This window comes from Lawsonibacter sp. LCP25S3_E2 (assembly GCF_052117285.1).
Lineage (GTDB): Bacteria > Bacillota > Clostridia > Oscillospirales > Oscillospiraceae > Lawsonibacter.
Map to the genome: position 1 here is coordinate 22,482 of NZ_JBQKJL010000025.1, position 7,354 is coordinate 29,835.

The window sequence follows — 7,354 nt, forward strand, 5'->3', positions numbered from 1 at the left end:
CATTGTGCTATAATAGTCCTGCCTGAACGGGGGGTGTACGGACGGTATGACACGGCCCAGACAAACCGCAGAAAAGAAGGCGGGAAAGCTCACCATTTTTGCAAGCTACTATTCCGGTGCCGGGAAAAGCTTTGCCATGCTGCAGGCTGCCAAGGCAGCTAAAGCGGCGGGAAGGGATGTAGTCATAGGCCTGTCTCCCTCCCGCCGGTGGCCGGAGACCCAGGCTTTGGCAGAGACCTTTGAGAAACTGCCCTGTAAAACGGCCGCCCACGGGGAGGGGACAGAGGAGGAACTCGACCTGGATGTCTGTTTGAAACGGCTTCCGGAGCTGGTTTTGATCGAGGATCTGTCTCACCGGAATACCGGTGACGCGCGCCATGTAAAACGCTGTCAGGATGTGGAGGAACTGCTGAGAGCGGGTGTGGACGTCTATACCACACTGGACGTGCAGCATATCGAGAGCATCCAAGACACGGTTTTTTCCATCCTGCACACGTCTGTGCCGGAACGGATCCCGGACCAGGTATTTGACCGGGCCGCCCAGGTGGAGTTTGTTGATATCGAGCCGCAGCGGCTGCAGCAGCGCCTGCTGCTGCAAAAGGAAGAGGGGGCTGTTTCCGGCTGCTCCTTGTCCCAGCTAAGTGCCCTGCGGGAAATGGGCCTGCGCCGCTGTGCGGACCGGGCCGCGCTATATACCCAAATCGGCCGCCGGGGCATGGAGTATCGTGCCCGTGAACACATCCTGGTGTGTCTTTCTTCCGCGCCCTCCAATGAGAAAATCATACGCATGGCCGCACGGATGGCCGGTGCATTCCACTGTGGATTTACTGCGCTATTTGTGGAGACCAAAGCAACGCAGTGGATGGCTCCGGCGGATAAAGAACGCCTGCAGGCCAACATTCGTTTGGCCCAGCAGCTGGGTGCATCGGTGGAGACGGTTTATGGGGACGATGTGGCCGATCAAATTGCCGAGTTTTCCCGCTTGTCGGGGGTGACAAAGATCGTGCTGGGCCGCAGCGGAGCGCCCCGGCCCTGGATCGGCAAAGCAACGCTGACCGAGCGGCTCATCGAGCTTACCCCCGAATTGGATATTCACATTATTCCGGATAACAGCTTGACCAATCAGATTTCCAGAACCCGCAGGGACATTGTGCACATGCCGGCCTTGTCCCTGCTCGATCTGCTGAAAAGCGCACTGATTCTTGCCTTGGCCACGCTGATCGGGCTTTTCTTTTATCATTGGGGCCTCACCGATGCCAATATTATGACCCTCTACATTTTAGGGGTCATGTTGGTGTCTATGTTTACCCAGAGCTTCGTGTGCAGCCTGATGGCCTCCGCCGCAAGTGTATTGACCTTCAATTTCTTTTTTACGCAGCCCCGGTTTTCCCTGCATGCTTATGATACGGGATATCCGGTGACCTTCCTGGTGCTGTTTCTGGCATCCCTTCTGACCGGCTCTTTGGCATCAAAGCTAAAGTCCCATGCCAAGCGCTCGGCCCAGGTGGCGTGGCGCACGAAGCTTCTGTTTGAAACCAACCAGAATCTTCAAAAGGCACGAAGCCAGGAAGAAATCATTTCGGTCACGGCAAAGCAGCTGCTGAAAATATTCCAGCGGGATATCGTTGCATACCGGGCAAAGGACGAACAACTTATGGCTCCGGAGATCTTCCTTGTGGATGACACAACATCTGCCGCCCGCTACACCGCCCCAAAGGAGCAGGAGGTGGCCCGGTGGGTCCTGACCAACAATAAGCGGGCGGGTGCGGGAACCGAGACCCTCTCCGATGCCTGCTGCACCTACCTGTCTGTGCGCACGGGACAGCAGGTCTACGGTGTTGTGGGCATTGCAGCCCCGGATAAGCCACTGGACTCCTTTGAGGCGAGCATTCTGCTCTCCGTTTTGGGAGAATGTGCCCTGGCGCTGGAAAACCAAAAAAACCTGGAAGAAAAGGAAGCGGCCGCCGTATTGGCGAAAAACGAACAGCTTCGGGCCAATTTGCTGCGGTCCATTTCCCACGACCTGCGTACGCCGCTTACCTCCATCTCGGGCAATGCCAGCAACCTGCTCTCCAATGGGGACTTGTTTGACACCAAAACAAAAAAACAGATGTACACCGATATTTATGAGGATGCCATGTGGCTCATCAATCTGGTGGAAAATCTGTTGTCGGTCAGCCGCTTGGAAGAGGGGCGGATGAAGCTGCACATATCCACGGAGCTTATGGACGAACTTGTGGCCGAGGCACTTCGCCATGTGGACCGGAGAAGCGTGGAGTACCGCTTGCATGTGCAGAACAGTGACGACTATCTCCTGGCGCAGGTGGATGCGAAGCTCATCATTCAAGTACTCATCAACCTGGTGGATAATGCCATCAAATACACGCCGCCTGGGACAGAGATCGACATCGGGTGGCGAAAACAAGGCAATTTTATTTTTGTGTCCGTAGGGGATTATGGCCCAGGCATTTCCAGCCAGGCAAAGCCCCATATTTTTGAAATGTTTTACAGCGCCTCCAATCAGATTGCCGACAGCCGCCGCAGCATGGGGTTGGGATTGGCGCTGTGCAAATCCATTGTCAATGCCCATGGAGGGGAAATTGTGGTCGCCGACCAGGTGCCCCATGGTGCGATCTTTACATTTTCAGTCCCGGCGGGGGAGGTTGAGCTGCATGAATAAACCGTTGATTTTGGTGGTGGAGGACGATACACCGGTCCGCAATCTGATCACGACCACATTGAAGGCCCATGATTACCGGTTCCTGACAGCGGCAAATGGGGAATCTGCCGTTTTGGAAGCGTCTTCCCACAACCCGGATATCATTTTGCTGGATCTTGGGCTGCCCGACATGGATGGGATCGAGGTCATTCACAAAGTCCGTTCCTGGTCCAACCTGCCGATCATTGTCATCAGCGCGCGCAGTGAAGATACAGATAAGATCGATGCCCTGGATGCAGGTGCGGACGACTATCTGACCAAGCCGTTTTCTGTGGAGGAACTGCTTGCCCGGCTGCGGGTGACCCAGCGGCGGCTGGCGGCCCTTCAGGGAGGAACGGCAAATCTGGACGCAGTGTTCACCAACGGAAAGCTGAAGGTAGACTATGCCGCCGGCTGTGCCTTTTTGGATGGCCAGGAGCTCCATTTGACCCCCAGTGAATATAAATTGCTGTGTTTGCTGTGTAAAAACGTGGGAAAAGTGCTGACCCACACCTTTATCACCCAGCAGATCTGGGGCAGAAGCTGGGAGAACGATGTCGCCTCTCTTCGTGTGTTTATGGCGACGCTGCGTAAAAAGCTGGAAAAAGAACCCGGCTCTCCCCAGTACATTCAGACGCACATCGGGGTTGGATACCGCATGATGAAGGTGGAATAGCGGGCGCAGCAGAATCATCCCCCAACAAAACCAAAAGGCCTCCGGAGGATACCCTCCGGAGGCCTTTTACCTTCAAACTGGGGCAGCGGGATATCTGGGACAGCGGCGTCCGCCTTACACATAAGCTGTGCTTGTCCGGTCCAAACTAAGCCAAACCCCCAGTACAAAATGAGGAGGAAGCACATGGAATCCATTTGGTCTCAAAGCTGTCAGATCCCAGGCAGAGAACCGCTGTCTGGCAATGTGGAAGCGGAAGTGGCGGTCATCGGCGGAGGAATAGCCGGTATTCTGACGGCCTTTGCCCTACAGAAGGCGGGGCGCAGCGTGGTGGTTCTGGAGGCAAACCAGATCGGCAGCGGCCAAACCCGGAACACCACGGCAAAAATTACGTCCCAGCACGGTATGATTTATCAAACCCTCATCCAGACCATAGGGGTGGAGGGGGCCCGGCAATATGCCCAAGCCAACCAGTGGGCCGTCGGTGCGTACAAAGACATGATAAAAGACCATCACATTGACTGCGCCTTTGAAGCGCGCAGCGCCTATGTCTATGGAAGCGACCCCGATGTGCTCCAGCAGGAGGCACAGGCGGCCCGGTCCCTGGGGCTTCCCGCCTCTTATGTCACGGAGGTGGGGATTCCGGCCCCTGCCGCAGGAGCTGTAAAATTTGAGGACCAGGCGCAGTTTCATCCGCTGAAATTTCTCCGGGCGGTCTCAGAGGGACTGACCGTCTATGAGCACACACCGGTCCAGACCGTAGAGGACGATCAATTGATCACCCCCAATGGAAGGGTCAACGCCAAGGACATTGTCTTTGCCTGCCATGTCCCCTTCCTGAATGTCCCTGGCATGTATTTTGCCCGACTCCATCAGGAGCGCTCCTATGTTTTGGCCCTGGCCAACGCGCCAAAGGTGGAGGGCATGTATATAAGCGGCGAGGAAGGTGGCTGGTCCTTTCGAACCTACGGGGAGTTTTTGCTGCTGGGGGGCGAACAGCACCGTACGGGAGAGAACAGCTCCGGCGGGCGCTATGAGCGCCTGCGGCAAAAGGCCAGGGAGTGGTTTCCCCAAAGCCGCGAGGTGTGCCACTGGTCAGCTCAGGACGGGATTACCCCGGACAGGGTGCCATATATTGGCCGTTATTCAGCCAGCCGGCCCAACTGGTATGTGGCTGCCGGCTTTCAAAAGTGGGGGATGACCACCTCTATGGTGGCGTCCAAAATCCTCCGGGATCTGATTTGCGCAGCAGAAAATCCCTATGCCCAGGTCTTTGACCCAGGACGGTTTCAGGTGTCTGACCTTCCGGAAATTGCGGCAGAGGGCGGGCAGGCGGTGAAGGGCCTTGTCAAACGGTTTTTTCAAATCCCGGCCGAAGCGGCGGCGGATATCCCCGCGGGGCACGGGGGAATTGTCTTTTTGCATGGAGAAAAGGTAGGAGTCTATAAGCAGCCCGACGGGACCATCCACCCAGTGGACATCCGCTGCCCCCATCTGGGCTGCCAGCTGGAGTGGAATCCCGATGAGCTCAGCTGGGACTGCCCCTGTCACGGCTCCCGCTTTGATTATGACGGGAAGCTGATTTCAGGGCCGGCCCAGGAGAATATTTCCCGGTAGTCAAACGCTGGGGCACTTTGTGCAGGGGGCTTCTTTTCCAGAGGGGAAAAGAGTGGTATACTCACGCTATCAAGGTGCCAAATCTCCACCGGGTAAGGGAGTGGGGACGCAGATCCGGCAAAAAATTTTTTTTAAGGCTGCAACAAAAGCAGGGAGCCAGCTGTATATAAAGTGTCACAGAAAACAACATGAATACAAAAGAAAGAAGGATGACGATCATGTTGACAAAAAAGACCTTTACTGTAATGTTCTCCCTGGCGCTGGCTGGAACCATGGCGGTTCCTGGATTTGCGGCCCAGGCGCTTCCGTCTCAGATGCCGGAATTTGTCCCCCAGGGGGTTATTTCCAGCCAGGTGACGCCCTGTGTCAACGAGCTGCCGTTGGCTGAGGAAGAAGGGCCGCTTACGCGGGCAGAGCTGATTGCGGCCCTCTACGAATGGGAAGGAAAACCCACGGTCAATTATGCAATGGACTATACCGATGTGGCGCCTGAGGATGCATATGCGCAGGCCATCTGCTGGGCAACCAGTGAGGGAATTGCCGGCGGTTATGGAGACGGGACCTTTGGCCCTGGGGATGGGGTGACGCGGGAACAGATGGCGGTCATTCTTTACCAGTATGCCCAATACAACGATCAGGGCTTTACCGGCGCCTGGGCGTTTCCCCTGGGCTATGCGGATTCCGGGGAAGTGAGCGAGTTTGCCTATGAGGCTGTGTGCTGGGTCACGATGAAGGACATTATGGGCGCGGTGGAAGACGATCAGTTTGCACCGGGCAGTGAGGTGACCCGCCAGGAGGCGCAAATCATTCTGCAGCAGTATGTCCAGGCGACAACGCCGGTGGAGCATATGATGTAACCTTACAGGGCCACACGGAATTCTTCTGTGTGGCCCTGGGGGATGAAGGGGAAAAACGATGTGCAAATGAATGTGTTTTACCGTAGAACCTGGGCTTTGGGCTGGCTGGCCAGTGGAATAGGCGTCTCCTGCCGCTTCCCCATCGGCGGGTGGTTCCGAAGACTCTATAGGACCGAGACATGTCCGCCGCAGGAGACAAGCCTGTCCCTGGAACGGGAGGAGATCAACCAAAAAGCCCAGGCGCTTTTGACAAGCTATGGAAACCGCATTCTTCGTTTGGCCTACTCCTACCTGCACAACATGGAGGATGCGGAAGAGATCCTGCAAGACACTTTGCTCCAATATCTCAAGGCCGCGCCGGTGTTTGAAAATGAGGCACACGAAAAGGCATGGCTTTTTCGTGTGGCGGGAAATTTGAGCAAAAATCGTATTTCCTATAACAATGTGCGTTCCACCGACGAACTGAAGGAAACCTTGGCAGCTGAGGAGCGGGAGGACCTCTCCTTTGTATGGGAGGCGGTCAAGGAACTTCCGGTTACATACCGGGAGGTGATCCACCTTTTTTATTACGAGGGATGTTCCACCGGCCAGATTGCAGCCATTTTGCAGCAGAAGGAGTCTACAGTGCGCTCCCGCCTTATGCGGGGACGGGAGAGGTTAAAGCTGATTTTGAAGGAGGGGTATGATTTTGAGACAGGCGTATAGAGAAATCATGGACCATATTGCAGTCACAGAGGACATGAGCGCGCGAATTCTTACCAACCTTCAAAATGCGGACATTTCCCCGGCAAAGGGGAGGGCCCGGACCCTTCCGGCGCGGTTTCTTGCAGCGGCGGCCTGCTTTGCGGTGCTCCTGGCTGGCGCCATTGCCCTGCCCAATTTCGTAACGCTTTCTCCAAGTGAGAGCCTGCCTGGAGTGCAAACCGGTGTGCCGGACAGGACGCAGGCGGCCTCGCTGGAGGAGCTGTCCCAGCTGGTTGGCTTTGTGGTGGAGGGGATGGGAGAGCTGCCCTTTTCCGTGGTGGAAACCAGGTACACCGCGTACAACGGGGCGCTGGCTGAGGTGACCTACCTGGGCGAAAACCAGAGTCTGATTTACCGCAAGCTGGCGGGCAGCGCAGACCCGTCCGGGGATTATACCGCCTATTCCCATGAGCTGGTTTTGGAGCTGGGAGCGGGTACGGTGACCCTGAAGGGGGAGGCGGGGCAATATCGCCTGGCCCTCTGGCAGGACAAAGCGTATTCCTATTCCGCCAACACTTCCCAGGCCTATTCGGAGGCGGAGTGGACAAACATGCTGGAAGCGGGATAGGAGGCAGTCCTCTTCCGCCAGGGACGAGCCCCTTTGCGGGGCGCAGGATTTGAGTTCCATCCTCCAAAAAACACTCCCGCCCAAAAGGCCAATGTCAGTAAGTTAAGCTGACAAATCCTCCTACCCTCAGAAATGAGAGGGTAGGAGGATTTTTTTCGTAATAATTCAAAACAGGGCTTGACAAAAGCATCATTTCG

General features: G+C 56.0%; 6 protein-coding genes. All 6 read left to right on the forward strand.

From position 1 onward, the window contains the following. The first annotated feature begins 46 nt into the window (after positions 1–46). On the forward strand, positions 47–2,680 hold the full coding sequence (locus tag ACTQ3R_RS15115; protein ID WP_441780046.1) for a DUF4118 domain-containing protein: 2,634 nt from the start codon (positions 47–49) through the stop codon (positions 2,678–2,680). Beyond that, the gene (locus ACTQ3R_RS15120) at positions 2,673–3,374 is read left to right on the forward strand and encodes a response regulator (protein WP_441780045.1); all 702 of its coding nucleotides are present in this window, start codon (positions 2,673–2,675) and stop codon (positions 3,372–3,374) included. Before ACTQ3R_RS15115 ends, ACTQ3R_RS15120 begins: the two co-directional genes overlap by 8 nt. Positions 3,375–3,557: 183 nt before the next feature. Then, positions 3,558–4,988, forward strand: a complete 1,431-nt coding sequence (locus tag ACTQ3R_RS15125) for an FAD-dependent oxidoreductase (RefSeq protein ID WP_441780044.1) — start codon at positions 3,558–3,560, stop codon at positions 4,986–4,988. A 218-nt stretch (positions 4,989–5,206) separates the two neighbouring features. Next, a complete protein-coding gene (locus ACTQ3R_RS15130) occupies positions 5,207–5,845 on the forward strand; it encodes an S-layer homology domain-containing protein (RefSeq protein WP_441780043.1) in 639 nt (212 codons plus the stop codon). A 66-nt stretch (positions 5,846–5,911) separates the two neighbouring features. Beyond that, a complete protein-coding gene (locus ACTQ3R_RS15135) occupies positions 5,912–6,550 on the forward strand; it encodes an RNA polymerase sigma factor (protein WP_441780064.1) in 639 nt (212 codons plus the stop codon). Then, entirely contained in the window at positions 6,534–7,157 is a 624-nt protein-coding gene (locus ACTQ3R_RS15140; RefSeq protein WP_441780042.1) for a hypothetical protein, read from the forward strand. Before ACTQ3R_RS15135 ends, ACTQ3R_RS15140 begins: the two co-directional genes overlap by 17 nt. Positions 7,158–7,354 lie beyond the last annotated feature (197 nt).